The sequence below is a fragment of the Citrobacter sp. CK194 genome, assembly GCF_030333395.1.
Taxonomy (GTDB): domain Bacteria; phylum Pseudomonadota; class Gammaproteobacteria; order Enterobacterales; family Enterobacteriaceae; genus Citrobacter_B; species Citrobacter_B koseri.
In genome coordinates this window covers 158,120-174,017 of the sequence record NZ_JAOWGA010000017.1, presented here as the reverse complement: position 1 = coordinate 174,017, position 15,898 = coordinate 158,120, and the positions used below count along the sequence as shown (strand labels likewise).

15 protein-coding genes are annotated in these 15,898 nt (G+C 57.7%); 6 read left to right on the top strand and 9 right to left on the bottom strand.

The genetic code is table 11. From position 1 onward, the window contains the following. Positions 1 to 121: 121 nt before the first annotated feature. Positions 122 to 1,978, bottom strand: a complete 1,857-nt coding sequence (sppA, locus tag OGX80_RS09205; protein ID WP_115181703.1) for a signal peptide peptidase SppA — start codon at positions 1,976 to 1,978, stop codon at positions 122 to 124. Positions 1,979 to 2,158: 180 nt separating this feature from the next. Between sppA and OGX80_RS09200 the strand changes: the two genes are divergently transcribed. From OGX80_RS09200 to topB, 3 genes are all read left to right on the top strand, one after another. After that, complete coding sequence (locus tag OGX80_RS09200) at positions 2,159 to 2,710, top strand: NAD(P)H nitroreductase (protein ID WP_012132658.1); 552 nt, start codon at positions 2,159 to 2,161, stop codon at positions 2,708 to 2,710. A 160-nt stretch (positions 2,711 to 2,870) separates the two neighbouring features. Beyond that, complete coding sequence (gene selD / locus OGX80_RS09195; protein ID WP_024130393.1) at positions 2,871 to 3,914, top strand: selenide, water dikinase SelD; 1,044 nt, start codon at positions 2,871 to 2,873, stop codon at positions 3,912 to 3,914. 4 nt (positions 3,915 to 3,918) lie between these two features. Further along, positions 3,919 to 5,862, top strand: a complete 1,944-nt coding sequence (gene topB / locus OGX80_RS09190; protein WP_115181702.1) for a DNA topoisomerase III — start codon at positions 3,919 to 3,921, stop codon at positions 5,860 to 5,862. A 102-nt stretch (positions 5,863 to 5,964) separates the two neighbouring features. Here topB and gdhA read toward each other — a convergent pair whose 3' ends face one another. Beyond that, positions 5,965 to 7,308 (bottom strand): NADP-specific glutamate dehydrogenase, encoded by a 1,344-nt coding sequence (gdhA, locus tag OGX80_RS09185; protein WP_012132655.1) that lies wholly within the window; start codon positions 7,306 to 7,308, stop codon positions 5,965 to 5,967. A 269-nt stretch (positions 7,309 to 7,577) separates the two neighbouring features. On the opposite strand from gdhA, the gene OGX80_RS09180 reads away from it, so the two are divergent. Then, positions 7,578 to 7,820, top strand: coding sequence for a YnjH family protein (locus tag OGX80_RS09180; RefSeq protein WP_172773950.1), 243 nt, complete (start codon positions 7,578 to 7,580; stop codon positions 7,818 to 7,820). On the opposite strand, the gene OGX80_RS09175 is transcribed toward OGX80_RS09180, so the two are convergent. Then, the gene (locus OGX80_RS09175; RefSeq protein WP_111925695.1) at positions 7,780 to 8,193 is read right to left on the bottom strand and encodes a pyrimidine (deoxy)nucleoside triphosphate diphosphatase; all 414 of its coding nucleotides are present in this window, start codon (positions 8,191 to 8,193) and stop codon (positions 7,780 to 7,782) included. The genes OGX80_RS09180 and OGX80_RS09175 overlap by 41 nt on opposite strands. Before the next feature lie 79 nt (positions 8,194 to 8,272). Here OGX80_RS09175 and OGX80_RS09170 point away from each other — a divergent pair, with 79 nt between their 5' ends. Beyond that, a complete protein-coding gene (locus tag OGX80_RS09170; RefSeq protein WP_047457415.1) occupies positions 8,273 to 8,842 on the top strand; it encodes a carboxymuconolactone decarboxylase family protein in 570 nt (189 codons plus the stop codon). Beyond that, positions 8,835 to 9,470, top strand: coding sequence for a CDP-alcohol phosphatidyltransferase family protein (locus OGX80_RS09165; RefSeq protein WP_115181701.1), 636 nt, complete (start codon positions 8,835 to 8,837; stop codon positions 9,468 to 9,470). Before OGX80_RS09170 ends, OGX80_RS09165 begins: the two co-directional genes overlap by 8 nt. Before the next feature lie 89 nt (positions 9,471 to 9,559). Here the strand turns inward: OGX80_RS09165 and OGX80_RS09160 are convergent, their stop codons facing one another. The 6 genes from OGX80_RS09160 to xthA form a co-directional block, all read right to left on the bottom strand. After that, on the bottom strand, positions 9,560 to 10,867 hold the full coding sequence (locus OGX80_RS09160) for a sulfurtransferase (protein ID WP_115181700.1): 1,308 nt from the start codon (positions 10,865 to 10,867) through the stop codon (positions 9,560 to 9,562). An 87-nt stretch (positions 10,868 to 10,954) separates the two neighbouring features. Beyond that, a complete protein-coding gene (locus tag OGX80_RS09155; protein WP_115181699.1) occupies positions 10,955 to 11,587 on the bottom strand; it encodes an ATP-binding cassette domain-containing protein in 633 nt (210 codons plus the stop codon). Then, the gene (locus OGX80_RS09150; protein ID WP_115181698.1) at positions 11,587 to 13,122 is read right to left on the bottom strand and encodes an ABC transporter permease family protein; all 1,536 of its coding nucleotides are present in this window, start codon (positions 13,120 to 13,122) and stop codon (positions 11,587 to 11,589) included. Before OGX80_RS09150 ends, OGX80_RS09155 begins: the two co-directional genes overlap by 1 nt. Continuing rightward, positions 13,095 to 14,258 carry an ABC transporter substrate-binding protein gene (locus OGX80_RS09145; protein ID WP_071258198.1) on the bottom strand — a complete coding sequence of 388 codons (1,164 nt, stop codon included), beginning with the start codon at positions 14,256 to 14,258 and terminating at the stop codon, positions 13,095 to 13,097. Before OGX80_RS09145 ends, OGX80_RS09150 begins: the two co-directional genes overlap by 28 nt. Before the next feature lie 14 nt (positions 14,259 to 14,272). Further along, positions 14,273 to 14,947 (bottom strand): TVP38/TMEM64 family protein, encoded by a 675-nt coding sequence (locus OGX80_RS09140; RefSeq protein WP_012132644.1) that lies wholly within the window; start codon positions 14,945 to 14,947, stop codon positions 14,273 to 14,275. Positions 14,948 to 14,956: 9 nt separating this feature from the next. Continuing rightward, entirely contained in the window at positions 14,957 to 15,763 is an 807-nt protein-coding gene (gene xthA / locus OGX80_RS09135) for an exodeoxyribonuclease III (protein WP_012132643.1), read from the bottom strand. Between the last annotated feature and the right edge of the window lie 135 nt (positions 15,764 to 15,898).

Here is a 15,898-nt window from a genome sequence, read left to right as displayed (position 1 = left end):
GTTCTTACGAAGTGAAGTCTCTTATATTGCCGGAGGCGGTTGCGCCTTATCCGGCCTACAAATTACGCGAAACTCGTAGGCCGGATAAGACGCGATAGCATCGCCATCCGGCAATGGCAATTTAGCGCACGTTCGCGCAGGTCAGGCAGAACGCATAACGGTTTTGCGGATCGTTAAAGGCAGCCAGCTTATCACTCTCTGCTTTTACCGCGCTGGCGGCTGTCGCCAGCGGCGCCGGGAGCATCGCCTGAATGGCTTCCGGCAGCATCGCGCGCACGGAGCCGGACATGCTGTCCATGATTCTGTCGAAGAATGTCGGTTCATCCTGATAATACTCAAGATGCCATTGCTTCAGTTTAGCCAGCTCTGCGGCTTTGGCGATGGCGTCGTCAAAGTCACCCAGACTGTCTACCAGACCATTCGCTTTTGCATCCTGGCCGGTCCAGACATGCCCCTGCGCGATTTTATCAATCTGCGCCGGGGGGCTCTTACGCGCATCGGCAACCAGCGTGATAAAGCGTTTGTAGCCATTCTCAATGCTGAGCTGCATCATCTGCTGCACTTCAGGCGGCAGCGATTTGGTGACAGAAACGTCCGCCAGCGGCGAGGTGGCAACGCCATCGGTATGCACGCCGATCGAATCCAGGCTGTTCTCAACGGTGTTGATAACGCCAAAAATGCCGATTGAGCCTGTCAGGGTGCTCGGGTTCGCCACAATGTAGCTTGCCGGGGTGGAGATCCAGTAACCGCCGGATGCCGCCATTCCGCCCATCGACACCACAACCGGCTTGCCTGCGGCTTTCGCAGCGGCCAGTTCGGCGCGAATGACTTCAGAGGCGCTGACGCTGCCGCCGGGGCTGTTTACGCGCAGCACAATCGCTTTCACTTTCGGGTCCAGGCGCGCATCGCGGATTTGCGACGCTGTCGTGTCGCCGCCGACGTTACCCGGTGTTTCTTCACCGTCCATAATCGCGCCATTGGCGAACACAACGCCAATACCGTCGCCGGTATCGGCAGGCGTTTTCAGCGAATAATCGTAATAGCTGATGGCCCGATAGTTGTTTTCTGCTTTGCTCCAGCCAAACTGTTTGGTCAGCGCTTTTTCCACTTCGGCGTTAGACGCCAGCGCATCCACCAGTTTGTTGTCGAGCGCGTATTTCGCGGTATCGCCATCCACTTTGCTCAGCCCGTCGAGCATAGCCTGCGCGCCAGGGAAGACCTGCTGCGCGGGGATCTGACGGTTCGCCGCAACGGTGTTCAGGTAGTTTTGCCACAGCTCGCCAATCCAGCGGCTGTCCGCTTCGCGCGCGGCAGGCGACATATCATCGCGGATAAACGGTTCCACGGCGGATTTATAAGTGCCGACGCGGAAGACGTGCGTGGAGACTTTCAGCTTATCCAGCAAGGATTTGTAATACAGGCCGTTGGTTGCGAAGCCGTGCAGATCGACCGTACCCTGCGGAGAAAGCCAGATTTTATTGGCGAAGCTCGCCAGGTAATATTGCCCCTGACTGTAGCTGTCGCCTACGGCAAAGACCGGCTTGCCGCTATCGCGAAATTCGCGCAGCGCTTTCCCGATGTACTGCATGGAAGGCTGATCGGCGCCCGCGAAGTTTTTCAGATCCATCACGATGCCGGTGATATTGCGATCGTCTTTCGCCTGACGAATGGTGTTGACGATATCAAACAGTGAGTTTTCTTGCAGGCGGTCAGAGCTGGCGCCAAACAGCTGTCGGCCAATGACGCCCAGGCGGTTGGTGCTGGACGGTTTATCGACGATCACGCCGGAAATATCCAACAGCAGCGCGCCGCGTGCAGTTTGTTGGCTGGTGTTGCCATCACTAAGCTGCATCCAGATACCGACGCCCACCAGAACCAGAAAGATGAAGAACAGGTTGAGCACCAGTTCCCGGACGAAATTCAGCAGTCGCCATGTCCACTTAAAAAATCCGGCAATAAATCGCCACAGGGTTCGCATGTATTCTCCCTACCAGATTAACATTCCGCTATCTCCGTCATACTCAGAGAGAAAGCGTATAAGATGTGGGTATCGTAATGACCAGGCAGGCACTTGTCAGCAGGAATCACTGCCTGTGCTGTAACTAAATCCCCTCTCGTGTTAATTTTGTGAATAAATATCATTGCTGGAGTTAACCAAATGGACGCACTCGAATTACTTGTAAACCGTCGTAGCGCCTCTCGTCTGGCCGAACCCGCGCCTGCGGGTGAACAGTTACAAAATATTCTGCGCGCGGGCATGCGCGTACCCGATCACAAATCCCTGCAACCCTGGCGTTTTTTTGTGATTGAAGGTGAGGGGCGTGAGCGCTTCAGCGCTGTTCTGGAGCAGGGCGCCATTGCGGCGGAAGGCGATGAGAAAGCGATAGAGAAAGCGCGCACCGCGCCATTTCGCGCGCCGCTGATCATCACGGTGGTGGCGAAATGCGAGGAGAACCACAAAGTGCCGCTGTGGGAGCAGGAGATGTCAGCAGGATGTGCGGTTATGGCGATGCAGATGGCGGCGATTGCGCAAGGCTTCAACGGCATCTGGCGCAGCGGCGCGTTAACCGAAAGCCCGGTGGTTCGCGAGGCGTTCGGCTGTCGCGCACAGGATAAAATTGTGGGCTTCCTCTATCTGGGCACGCCGCAGCTGAAAGCGTCAACGACCATCAGCGTACCGGACCCGACGCCTTTCGTGACGTATTTCTAAGCGTCATAGCCCCGGCAGGCGGCTTTTTCGGTGAGCGCCTGCCGATTATTCGGCAAAACTGTCTGGATTATGAGCAAAGACGCCGGAATTCAGACACTCTCTCTTACCACGTCATGGAATGAGCGCTACCATAGCCCGATTGCAATGACAGGAGATGTCCATGAGCGAGCACGCTATTCGTTTAACGCAATACAGCCACGGAGCCGGTTGCGGTTGTAAAATTTCCCCTAAAGTGTTGGAAACCATCCTGCACAGCGAGCAGGCGAAGTTTGTCGACCCGAACCTGCTTGTGGGCAATGAAACCCGCGATGACGCGGCGGTATACGACCTGGGTAATGGCACCAGTATCATCAGCACCACCGACTTCTTTATGCCGATTGTCGATAATCCGTTTGATTTTGGCCGTATTGCGGCGACCAACGCCATCAGCGATATCTTCGCGATGGGCGGCAAACCGATTATGGCGATCGCCATTCTGGGCTGGCCCATCAACAAACTGTCGCCGGAAATTGCCCGGGAAGTCACCGAAGGCGGGCGTTTTGCCTGTCGTCAGGCGGGTATTGCGCTGGCGGGCGGGCACTCTATCGACGCGCCTGAACCCATCTTCGGTCTGGCTGTCACCGGCGTGGTGCCGACCGAGCGCGTGAAGAAAAACAGCACCGCGCAGGCCGGATGCAAACTGTTCCTCACCAAGCCGCTGGGCATTGGCGTGTTGACCACCGCCGAGAAAAAATCACTGCTCAAGCCGGAACATCAGGGGCTGGCGACAGAAGTGATGTGCCGGATGAACATTGCGGGGGCGTCATTTGCCCATATCGACGGCGTGAAAGCAATGACCGACGTGACCGGTTTTGGTCTGCTGGGGCACCTTAGCGAAATGTGCCAGGGCGCAGGCGTGCAGGCGCGGATCTGCTATCAGGACATTCCAAAACTGCCGGGCGTCGAAGAGTACATTAAACTTGGCGCAGTGCCGGGGGGGACGGAACGTAATTTCGCCAGCTACGGCCATCTGATGGGCGACATGCCGCGCGAGGTGCGTGACCTGCTGTGCGATCCGCAAACGTCTGGCGGTCTGCTGCTGGCGGTGACGCCGGAAGCGGTAGAGGAAGTGAAAGTCACCGCGGCGGAGTTTGGTATTGAACTGACGGCGATTGGTGAACTGGTTGACGCCCGTGGCGGTCGCGCCATGGTAGAGATCCGTTAATTCGATGCGGTTGTTTATTGCCGAAAAGCCGAGTCTGGGCCGCGCCATTGCGGATGTGCTGCCAAAGCCGCACCGCAAAGGCGACGGCTTTATCGAATGCGGGAATGGACAGGTGGTCACCTGGTGCATCGGCCATCTGCTTGAACAGGCGCAGCCGGACGCGTATGACGGTCGTTATGCGCGCTGGAATCTGGCCGATCTGCCGATTGTGCCGGAAAAGTGGCAGCTCCAGCCGCGTCCTTCCGTGATGAAGCAGCTCAATGTCATTAAGCGCTTTTTACATGACGCAAGCGAAGTGATTCACGCGGGAGACCCGGATCGCGAAGGGCAACTGCTGGTGGACGAGGTGCTGGATTATCTGCAACTGTCCCCGGAAAAACGCCAGCAGGTGCAGCGTTGCCTGATCAACGATCTTAACCCGCAGGCGGTGGAGCGTGCGATTTCCCGGCTGCGCGCCAACAGCGAATTTGTGCCGCTGTGCGTCTCCGCGCTGGCGCGTGCACGCGCCGACTGGCTGTACGGCATTAACATGACCCGCGCGTATACCCTTCTCGGGCGCAACGCGGGCTACCAGGGCGTGCTCTCGGTAGGGCGTGTTCAGACACCGGTTCTCGGGCTGGTGGTTCGCCGCGATGAAGAGATCGAGAACTTCGTCGCCAAAGATTTCTTTGAAGTGAAAGCGCATATCGTCACGCCAGCTGAGGAGCGGTTTACCGCCATCTGGCAACCCAGTGAAGCGTGCGAACCGTATCAGGATGAAGAGGGGCGTTTGCTGCATCGTCCGCTGGCGGAGCATGTGGTGAATCGTATTAACGGTCAGCCCGCGATCGTCACCAGCTATAACGATAAACGGGAATCAGAATCTGCCCCGTTGCCGTTTTCGCTGTCTGCGTTGCAGATTGAAGCGGCAAAACGCTTTGGCCTGAGTGCGCAGAACGTGCTTGATATCTGCCAGAAGTTGTACGAAACCCACAAATTAATTACCTATCCGCGTTCCGACTGCCGCTATCTGCCGGAAGAACATTTTGCCGGACGCCATGCGGTGATGAACGCCATTGGCGTACATGCCGCGGATTTGTTGCCGCAGCCGGTGGTTGACCCGGACACGCGAAACCGCTGCTGGGATGATAAAAAAGTTGACGCTCACCACGCGATCATCCCGACTGCGCGCAGTTCATCAATTTTCCTCAGCGACAATGAAGCGAAGGTGTACAACCTGATCGCACGCCAGTACCTGATGCAATTCTGCCCGGACGCGGTATTTCGCAAATGCGTCATTGAACTGGAGATTGCGAAGGGGAAATTCGTCGCCAAAGCGCGTTTTCTGGCGGAGGCCGGATGGCGAACGCTGTTGGGCAATAAAGAGCGTGACGAAGAGAACGACGGTACGCCGTTACCGGTGGTGGCGAAAGACGACGAACTGCTGTGCGAAAAGGGCGAGGTCGTTGAGCGTCAGACCCAGCCGCCACGCCATTTTACCGATGCTACGCTGCTGTCCGCCATGACCGGGATTGCCCGTTTCGTGCAGGATAAAGATCTGAAAAAGATCCTGCGAGCGACTGACGGACTGGGAACCGAAGCGACGCGCGCGGGCATTATCGAACTGCTATTCAGGCGCGGATTCCTGACCAAGAAAGGGCGTTACATTCATTCAACGGATGCCGGGAAAGCCCTGATTCACTCGTTACCGGAGATGGCTGCCCGACCGGATATGACGGCGCACTGGGAGTCTGTCCTGACGCAAATCAGTGAAAAGCAGTGCCGCTATCAGGATTTTATGCAGCCGCTGGTCGGCACGCTTTTTCAGTTGATCGATCAGGCTAAACGCACGCCGGTACGTCAGTTCCGGGGCATTGTCGCGCCAGGCGGTGGCGGCGAGAAGAAAAAGAGCGCGCCCCGTAAGCGAGCGGCGAAAAAAAGCCCGCCGTCAGAAGAGGCGAGCGTATAACGCACAGGCCGGATAAGGCACTTACGCCGCCATCCGGCAATGCCTGATGGCGCTGCGCTTATCAGGCCTACAACGCTTATCAGGCCTGCATGCCACGGAAAATCAAATCACACCCTGCGCCAGCATCGCGTCGGCCACTTTGACGAAGCCTGCGATGTTCGCCCCGCGAACATAGTTGGTATGTTTGTTTTCGCCGCCGTATTCCACGCAGGCATGATGAATATCCAGCATGATGTGGTGCAGACGCGCATCCACTTTCTCGGCTTTCCAGCTCATTCGCGCGGCGTTCTGCGCCATCTCCAGACCGGAGGTCGCCACGCCGCCAGCGTTGGCCGCTTTACCCGGCGCGAACAGCACGCCAGCTTCGAGGAACAGATCGGTGGCTTCAATGGTGGTTGGCATATTGGCGCCTTCCGCCACTGCTTTCACGCCGTTGGCGATTAGCACGCGCGCGGCGTCCACGTCGAGTTCGTTCTGCGTTGCGCACGGCAGGGCGATATCAACCGGCACTGACCACGGCTGTTTGCCTTCCATATAGGGCAGGCCAAACTCGCGGGCGTAATCCGCCACGCGACCGTCACGGCTGGCTTTGATTTCGCACAGGCGCGCCAGTTTTTCTTCGGTGAAGCCGCTCTCATCAACGACGGTGCCGCTGGAGTCCGAAGCCGTCACCACACGAGCGCCGAACGCCATTGCTTTCTCGATAGCGTACTGCGCCACGTTGCCGGAACCGGACACCGCCACACGCATACCCTCAAAACCCAGACCGTGGCGTTTGAGCATCGCTTCGGTAAAGTACACCAGGCCATAACCGGTGGCTTCCGGGCGAATCAGGCTACCGCCAAACGAGAGGCCTTTCCCGGTGAACACGCAGGCGCTGTTGTTGGAGAGCTTACGCATCATGCCGGCCATAAAGCCCACTTCACGTCCGCCCACGCCGATATCGCCAGCAGGTACGTCAGTGTCTGGCCCTAAATGGCGATAGAGTTCTGTCATCAGCGCCTGACAGAAACGCATCACTTCGCCTTCGCTCTTGCCTTTAGGATCGAAATCGCTGCCGCCTTTACCGCCGCCCATCGGCAGCGTGGTCAGCGCATTTTTAAACGTCTGCTCGAAGCCGAGGAATTTCAGTATTGAGAGGTTAACGGAAGGATGAAAACGCATCCCGCCCTTATACGGGCCGATGGCGGAATTAAACTGTACGCGCCAGGCACGGTTAACCTGCACCTGGTTACGATCGTCCACCCACACCACGCGGAACTGGATCACGCGTTCTGGCTCAACCAAACGTTCCAGCAATGACATCTGACGATAACGAGGATTTTGCTCAAGGAAAGGCCACAGCGTGGTCATTACTTCACGAACGGCCTGCGCGAACTCGGTCTGATTGGGGTCACGCTGTTGAACATGGTTTAGAAACGACTCCAGAGAACATGTCTGATCCATAGATATAAGAACCTCTTATGTATTGATATGGTTATATTTATAATGTTGTGTTTCGTGTTTATGCAGTTTTTGACTATACCACCAGCTGTGTGACGGTAAGCAAGAAAAAAAAATGGCGTGCCAGGGAAATTAATAACGGCGCGCGCGTCATAATAAAAAGCGATGGATGGAGTGGCTAAAGTTTCAGTCGCTTACGACCGTTATACTGAAGGTAGGCTTCATAACAAGGAAACGCTATGCATCGTTTATTTATCGCGGCAGCAGCGGCGATGGTCTCTTTTGCCGCGCTGGCGAATCAGCATTATCGCCCGGATGTGGAGGTTAACGTCCCGCCCGAAGTGTTCAGCTCCAGCGGGCAGCGTGCGCAGCCCTGCAATCAGTGCTGCGTCTACCAGGATCAAAACTATTCGGAAGGGGCGGTGATTAAAGCCGAAGGCGTGCTGCTGCAATGCCAGCGCGACGAAAAAACGCTCAGTACGAATCCGTTGGTCTGGCGTCGCGTAAAGCCATAAACGCCTCTAACAGCGGAATGTCCGCAGGCGCAAGCGGGTAACGCAGCGCCTCTTTTGGCGAACACCAGATCATGTTCTGGTGATAATGCGCGGTGACGGCGCCGGTAAACGCCGGGACGTGCCAGGCGTGCAGATGGATCAGCCGGCCAGAGACTTCGCGCTGATGGCTGGCGATATAGCGCCCGACAACCGCTTCAATACCCAACTCTTCACGCAGTTCGCGAATCAACGCCTGAGGTTGCGTCTCACTGGACTCCACTTTGCCTCCGGCAAACTCCCACATACCCGGCTGATCGGCGTGTTCCGGGCGTTGAGCCAGCAATATTTTGTCGTCACGCTCAATGATTGCGGCGACGACATCAATGGTTTTCATCATATTCATCAAGATTCAACAACGGAAAGTGACATACTATCCTTATCTTTGCGTGACCTAAAGTCTTCAGGAGCAAGCGTTGAACGATCCACAACCCTGGGTTAGCCCATTGACCCATATCCCTTCCAGTCTGAAACCTCTCGTCGCTACGCAGAAAAAACATTACGGCGACGTTCTGCACCCCACGCGCTGGTGGGGGCGAATGCCGTTTCTGTTCTGGCTGGTGGCGCTGTTTGTCGGGTTTCTGGAACGTAAGCGCGCGCGGGTAACGCCGGTGATGCGCGCGTTGTTGATGACGCGCGTTTCGCAGGTGTGCCATTGCGCCTTCTGTGTGGATGCCAACAGTTTACGTCTGGCCGAACGGTGTGGGGCGCTGGATAAAGTACAGGCCGTTGCCGGGTGGCAATCGTCCACGCTATTCAGCGAGGAGGAGCGTGTCGCACTGGCTTATGCCGAGGCCGTGACCGCCACGCCGCCGCAGGTTGATGAGGCGCTCAAGGCGATGATGAAACGCTATTTTACTGACGACGCGATTACCGAAATGACGGCGCTGATCGCCTTTCAGAACCTGTCGGCGCGTTTTAATGCCGCGCTGGATATTCCTTCGCAAGGGCTGTGTGACGCATTGAAAGGGGCGCCACATGTTTGATCGGCATCTGCACCCACGGGTTAAACCGCTCCTGCACCGCGGTGCTGCGTATCTCGATAAACCGGCGATCACCCCGGACGGCCTGACGCTGTTCGGATTTGCCATTGGTGTGCTGGCGCTGCCGTTTCTGGCGCTGGGCTGGTATCTGGCCGCGCTGGCGGCCATTGTGCTGAATCGCCTGTTCGACGGGCTGGATGGCGCGCTGGCGCGGCGCAGAGGGTTAACCGATGCGGGGGGATTTCTTGATATCACCCTCGACTTTCTGTTTTACGCGCTGGTTCCGTTTGGCTTTATTCTGGCCGCACCGGAACAAAACGCGCTGGCAGGGGGCTGGCTGCTGTTTGCGTTTATCGGTACGGGCAGCAGTTTTCTGGCGTTTGCGGCGCTGGCGGCGAAGCATCAGATTGATAATCCGGGCTATGCGCACAAATCGTTTTACTATCTGGGCGGGTTGACCGAAGGCGCCGAGACAATATTGCTTTTTGTTCTGAGCTGCCTGTTTCCGCGCTATTTTCCCGTTCTGGCGTGGGTATTTGGCGCGTTTTGCTGGATGACCACCCTGACAAGGGTCTGGAGTGGCTACCTGACGCTGAAGGTTATCCGGCCTGGAAAAAGATCCTCCCTGTAGGCCTGATAAGCGTAGCGCCATCAGGCATCAGTATGGCACGGCGCTTTCCCGTAGGCCTGATAAGCGCAGCGCCATCAGGCGCATTACGACTACTTACTGCTGTCCGGGCCGCGCTCGCCGGTGGACACCGGATTTTTCGGATCGCTGCTCCATTCGTACCAACCGCCGTCATACACGGCGACGTTTTTCCAGCCCATCGCCCGCGCGTACATAAACGTTTCGGAGGCGCGCCAGCCGGTGCCGCAATAGAAGGCAACGTGCTGATCCGGCAGGATATCCCACTGCTTCCACATGGCGGCGATATCCTCTGCGCTGCGCATGGTGCCGTCCGGGTTATGGAAATCCTCCATATGCGTGGAGTCGCTGCCCGCATGTCCCCAACGCGCGCCGGCAATTTCGCCTTTTGGCTTGATATAGCTGTATCCGCTGGTGGTGCCGATAAATTCCGGCCAGGAACGGATACTGACCAGCGATGCGTCTTGACGGTGCAGCAGGGCGCGGGCCTGTTCCATATCCAGCATTAACTGCGGCTGCGCTGGGATCGCCACGCCAAAGTCGGGTTCCGGCTTCACGTCAGCGGGCATGCCGCGTTCAACCGGCAGGCCCGCATCGGACCAGGTTTGCCAGCCGCCGTCGAGCAGACGAACGTCCTTCACGCCCGCATAGAGCATAATCTGCGCAACGCGCGCCGCAGCGTATACGTCGCGGCCATACAGAATAACCGTCGTGTCATGGCGAATACCGTGTTTCGCCAGCATCGCTTTCAACTGCGCGTCAGAGACTTTATTCCACAGCGGTTCGCTTTCCACCTCATTGGTGTCGATGTATCCGGCGCCGGGAATGTGGCTGAGTAGATAATATTTCGGCGCGCCCCAGCCTGCTTCAATCACCTTCCAGTCTCCCGCTGGTTTAGCCGTAACCGGCTGGTTTTGTTGAAGGGCATGCAACCACTGTGGGTATGCTAATTGCTCGAAGTGAGGGAGCTTTTGCAGTCGGGAAGGATCGGTCAGCGCATCGCTCAGCGTAGCAATCTGGCTGAAGCCTGTCTTCTGTAAACGTGATTTCACCGCCTGTACGCCACTGTCATTGCCATACAGCGCCAGCGGGGCGTCTTTCCTGAGCTGATGCCGTTGCAGCCAGGCGGCGAGCTGCTCGTCGCTCATTTTATCGAGCCAGGAGGCTGACAGATTCAGTGCGGAAGGTTCGTGACCGGAAGGGCCATTAAGGGTTTGCGGCCAGCCGTTGTAGAAAGCGCTCTGGCGCGTATCAATTGCGGCGCCCTGTTTTTGCTGTAGCTGGCTGAAGGTAAGCGACTGCGCCATATCAGCAGCCCAGGAGGAAGCGCAGGCGAGTCCTGAAGCCAGTGCCAGCGCGGTTATTTGAGAAACACGTTTCATCGAATAGCCCGACGTTAAAATAAGAGGGCGCCATTCTCTGCTGGCTGGCAGGGAAAAACTTTGCGTTAACGCAGTTTGTCGGCATATTCACGCCCACGCCTCCATCTGGAGCACCGTGCCGCCGGGAGGGACATCCTGGATATCGTGCGTCACCTGTACCACCGGAATATTTTGTTGCCGTACTTCGGCAAAGACCCACCGGCGGAAGGTGTCGCGGCGCCCGGCGTCCAGTCGGCTGAACGGCTCATCCAGCAGTAATGCCTGCGGTTGCGCCAGCAGCGCGCGAAGCAGGGCCACCCTGGCGCGCTGGCCGCCGGACAATGACGCCGGATCGCGGCGGCTGAACCCGTCCAGCCCGGCGCGCTCAAGAGCATGCCGCACTTCCGTTTGTCTGGCCGCCCCTTTTATTGCGGCAGGCAGCGCCAGCAGTAGGTTCTGCCCGACGCTGAAATGGTCAAACAGCAGGGCATCCTGAAACAAAATACCGATTTGACGTTGCGCGGTGGGGAGCGTATCGATGCGTCGTTCGTTGAGCCAAAGCTCGCCGGAGGCCTGAAACTGAGACGGCAGTACGCCGACCATCCACGAAAACAGCGAAGACTTTCCGCTACCGGAAGGCCCCATTAACGTGACAATGTCACCTTTTTTGACCTGAAAGGCGACCTGATTCAATAAGCGATGATTGCCCAGGCGCAGCGTGAGATGTTGAACGATGAGCATTAGCGGAGTCCTTGACGATAGTGGCCAATGACGCGTGAACATAGCGCCGTCAGCACGAAAACCAGCAGGGGTAACAGCAGTTGCCATAGCGCCTGCGACGCAAGAATTGTGGTACTGCCGCCGCTGCTGAGCGCCACGGCTTCTGTGGTGAGCGTAGGATAGCGTCCGGCGCCCAGCCAGAGTGTCGGCATATATTGGGCGATGCTGACGGAAAAGCCTACCGCGAAGGCAAACAATGCGGGGCGCAGTAAAAGTGGGCACTTGATGCGCCAGAAGATACGAACCCGCGTCCAGCCCAGCGTTTGCGCGATCAGCACCAGCCGTGGGTCAATGCGCTGCCAGGCGGGTTTGAGGACGAATAACATCCACGGGATAACCCATAGCAGGTGCCCCCAGATAACGGTAGCGTACTGGCCGTCTTGCCCGGTGAGCAGCGCCAGGGTGTATTGCCCGGCGACCAACGGCAGCGCAGGCAGCAATATTGGCAGCCAGACCCAGCGGTGCCCGGTTTGCGGCCCCCATTCCAGCCATAAGAACAGCGTCATCAACCCCAGCACGGCGGACGCCAGCCCCATTTGCAGGCTGTTCACCAGCGCTTCGCGGTTCACCGACGCGGGTTCAGCCATACAAGCCAGCAGCGCCACGCATAGTATGCCGCTTAACGGCAGCGTTAGCGCCAACGTTTTTCCGCTTCTGCCTGATAAGCGCTGGCGGCGAAGACCGTTGATGGCAGGAAGGGTACGTTGCCATCCCCGCCAGATGAGATAGCCGAACAGAGCAAAAAGCATAAGCAACGCCACGAGCAGTAAACTGGCGAGAGCGCCTTTGGCCTGTTGGTCGGCGTCGCCCTGGCTCAGCCATTGCCAGCTTAACACTGCCAGCGTAGGTGGATTGCCCGGCCCCAGAATCATCGCGACATCCACTGCCGATAATGACCAGGCGACAATCGCCAGCATCACCGCGCCTAATCCTGGCGCAACGGCGGGTAACAGCAGCCAGCTCAGGCATTGCAGACGGCTGTAGCCCAGGGTATCCAGCACGATGACCTGCTGCGAAAGCTGTTTTTCACTTAATAATGCCGACAGGACCCAGAGCAGAAAGGCGCTCTCTTTGACGGCCAGCGTGAGCCCAAGCCCGATGCCATAGCGATCCATCTGCGGCGTGAGCGAGGGGAAAAGGCGATAAAGCATCCCGCCTTCGGCAAAAAGCAGCAGGGCGCTGGCGGCAAAGGCCACATGAGGAATGGCCAGTAGCCAGGGGAGGCGGGCGCAAAGACGCGCCCATTTTGCGCCAGGCCACAACGCGACGACGATCGTCAGCGCAATAGCCAGCGCGCCGGTTGCCGCCAGGGTGACGGAGACCAGCGTTGCCCGCAGCGCCTGCGGAAGCTGTGGATCGCTAAACAGCGCCAGCCAGTGCGTAGCGGAGAACGCGGGCGTGATAAGCGTGAATGCGGCAGGAACCAGCGGCAACCAGATGACCGCCATCACGCCCCAGACCAGCAGGGTTACTGCGTACCGTAGCGGCGTAGCCATGCCTGTTCCAGCGCGTTCACCCATGCGGAATGCGGTTCCGCCAGCGTAGGCGGCAACCCGTCAGGAATGCGCGACCGTAACGCTTCCCGCTGCCCGGCGGGCAGCTTATGCGGGTCAAGCACGGAAGGATCGCCCCAGAACGCCGGATCGGCTTTGCGCAACTGCGCATCGGGGGAAAGCAGGAAATTGGCAACCACCTTTGCGCCTGCGCTGGCGCGGGCGTTCGCCGGGATCGTGACAAAATGCACGTTGCCAATCATGCCTTGTGAAAAACCGAAACTGTAGCTGGTTTTGGGCAGTTCGCCGCTGGCGATCTTTTGCTGCGCATGAGCGGGATTAAACGTCAGAGACAGGCGCAGCGAACCGGCTTGCAGCAGCGCGTCCATCCGGGCGGGAGAGGGAGGGAAGTCTTTTCCCTTCCGCCACAGGCTGGGATGCAGCGCATCAAGATATGCCCATAGCGGCGCGGTGACGGAATTGAACGTCGCGTCATCCGGCGCGACCTTGAGCGCATCCGGTTGAGGGGTTAACGCCAGTAACAGCTGTTCCAGAAACGCCGTCCCGGTAAAATCCGGCGGCCGTGGGTAGGTGACAGTACCGGGATGGGCTTTCGCAAAAGCGAGTAGCGCCTGCGGGCTTTGCGGCGGCTGCGGCGTAATATCCCGGTTAGCAATGAAGGTTAACTGCGCGCCGCCCCAGGGTGACTCCGCCCCTTGCGTCGGCATGGAAAAATCCTCGCGTACCGGTTTGCGCGTATCGACATAGCGCCAGTTTGGCAGCGTTTCCGCCCAGTGGGTTTGCAGCAGTCCGGCTTCTTTCAGCGTGCGGAAGTTTTCGCCATTTACCCACAGCAGATCGACGGAACCATCGGTTTTACGCCCGGCGGCGGACTCAGTCTGAATGCGTTTCACGGCATCGGCGGCATCCGCAAGCCGGACAATCCTGAGGTTAATGGCGTAATGCGTTTTCATCTCGCCGCTGACCCAGTCGAGATACTGATTAACGGCATTGTCGCCGCCCCAGGCGTTAAACCAGACGGTCTGGCCTTTGGCTTCATCTTTCACCGCCTGCCAGTTTTCGACGGCTTGCACATGGCCCGTCAACAGCAGACCCGCCAGTAATAGAGTACGACGCATGATCGCTCCTGAAATTAGGATCGTAAAAAACGCTTAACCAGCCAACGGGAGGCCAGTGGTAACAGCCCCAGCAGGGCAAAGGCCGCCAGCATACCGGGGGAAATGATGTCGCGTATTGATGTCAACTGGCTGAGCTGGCGTCCGGCGTTGAGATAAATCACCGTTGCCGGAAACATGCCCGCCTGACTGATCCACCAGTATTGACGTACGCGGATTGACGTCAACCCGGCGAGTAAATTAACGAGAACAAAGGGAAACAGCGGCATTACGCGTAGCGCAAACAGATAAAAGGCGCCGTCGCGCGCCATACCATGATTTACGGTTTGCATCTGGCGTGCGAACCGGCGGGAGATCCACTCCCGCAGCAGGTAGCGGCTGGCCAGCATGGCGAGCGTAGCGCCGAGGGTTGACGCGAAGGAGACCAGCAGCGTTCCTTGCCAGAGTCCGAATAGCGCGCCGCCGAGCAGCGTCAGCAGCGCAGCGCCGGGAATCGATAAGGCCGCCACCAGCGTATAGACCAGAAAATAGAGACCGGCGCTCAGGAATGGCGACTGTTGCTGCCAGGCCGCCAGCATCGTGTGATAGCGTTTCAGGGTATCAAGGGAGAGAAAACCGGGGGGCAAAGCCCACACCACCCCGGCGATACAGATGATTAAAAAACCTGAGAGCAGTCGTTTTTTCGCGTTCACCTGCGTTTATCAGACCCGGAATTTTGCCCAGACGGGCGCATGGTCGGACGGTTTTTCCATGCTGCGGATTTCATAGTCAATGCCGGTTTCAACGCAGTGTTCGGCCAGCGGATTGCTCGCCAGCAGCAGGTCGATGCGCAGCCCCCGGTTGTCGTCGAAACCTTTTGAGCGGTAATCAAACCATGAAAATTTATCGACCGTTTCCGGGTGCGCGTGACGGAAGGTATCCACCAGCCCCCAGTTAATCAGGCGATCCATCCACTCGCGCTCTTCCGGCAGGAAGGAGCACTTACCGGTACGCAGCCAGCGTTTGCGGTTCTCTTCGCCAATGCCGATATCCAGATCGGTTGGGCTGATATTCATATCCCCCATGATCAGCACCGGATTGTCGCGTTTCAGTTCGTTGTCCAGGTAGTTTTGCAGGTTCTGATAAAACTGCGCTTTTGCCGGAAATTTCAGCGGGTGGTCACGGCTTTCGCCCTGCGGGAAATAGCCGTTAATGACGGTGATACTGCCCAGCGGTGACGGGATCTCCGCCATGATGATACGGCGCTGCGCCTCTTCGCCGTCGTCGGGAAAACCACGGCGCACAGAAACAGGCGTCTCTTTGGTCAGTAGCGCGACGCCGTAATGGCCTTTCTGTCCGTGATAGAAGACGTTATAGCCGAGCTTTGCTACCTCTTCGAGAGGAAACATATCGTCGTGAACTTTTGTCTCCTGCAAGCCGATCACGTCAGGCTGGTGCTTGTCGACAATGGCTGACAGTTGATGAGGACGGGCGCGCAGGCCGTTGATATTAAAAGAGACAAATTTCATAGTCGCTGCCACTTTGCAAGGTGAATAGTGCAAGGATGGTAGCAGAAATTAGACGGGCTGACTGCCACTTGTCGCGGGAATCAAACGATAACTGCCAATGGCCTTAACGATGGAGCAAAAACTGCACTGTTTCAG